Below are 943 nucleotides of genomic sequence, written 5' to 3'. Positions count from 1 at the left end.
CGGCTTGGCATTGTCGGGGCCAACGGCGCGGGAAAAAGTACGCTGGCTGCGCCTGCTGACCGGGCAGGACCAGCCCGATTCAGGCCGCATCTCCATTGGCAGCGCCCTGTCCGTGGAGACGCTGGACCAGCAGCGCCGCTCGCTCGACCCCAACGCCACGCTGGCCGATACGCTGACGGGCGGCGGCGGCGACATGGTGCAGGTGGGTGACGAAAAACGCCACGTCATCGGCTACATGAAGGACTTCCTGTTCCGCCCCGAACAGGCGCGTACGCCCGTGGGCGTGCTGTCGGGCGGCGAGCGCGGGCGGCTCATGCTGGCCTGCGCGCTGGCGCGGCCATCCAACCTGCTGGTGCTGGATGAGCCGACCAACGACCTTGACCTTGAAACCCTCGATCTGTTGCAGGACATGCTGGCCGCCTATTCCGGCACGGTGCTGCTGGTCAGCCATGACCGTGACTTCCTGGACCGGGTCGCGTCCTCCGTCCTGATGGCCGAAGGCGGCGGGCGCTGGGTGGAATATGCCGGGGGCTACAGTGACATGCTGGCCCAGCGGCGGGATGAGACACTGGCCGCCCGCCCGCGCCAGGACCGCGAAACCGCGCAGCCCGCGGCAACGGATGTGACGCCTACATCCTCCCCCCGCCAGCCCGCGCGCAAACTGTCCTACAAGGACAAGCTGGCGCTGGAACGCCTGCCGGGGCAGATGGAAGCGCTGGAGGGGGAAATCGAGCGCCTGCGCGCCGTGCTGGCCGACCCGAACCTTTATGCGCGCGACGCCGCCGCCTTCACCGCCGCCACCACGGCGCTGGAAAAAGCGCAGGCGGATCTCACCGCCGCCGAGGAACGATGGCTGGAACTGGAAATGCTGCGCGAAACGCTTCAGTCCTCCTGAAGCGGGGGAACGATCAGGCCGGAGGTTCCATCCGCGCACGCGTGGCGG

General features: G+C 68.6%; 1 pseudogene. It reads left to right on the top strand.

From position 1 onward, the window contains the following. Nucleotides 1-895: pseudogene (locus JCM25156_RS26075) on the top strand (ATP-binding cassette domain-containing protein); the annotation flags it as partial. Nucleotides 896-943 lie beyond the last annotated feature (48 nt).

Source organism: Komagataeibacter kakiaceti JCM 25156 (assembly GCF_000613305.1).
This window is presented reverse-complemented; position numbering and strand designations above follow the sequence as displayed.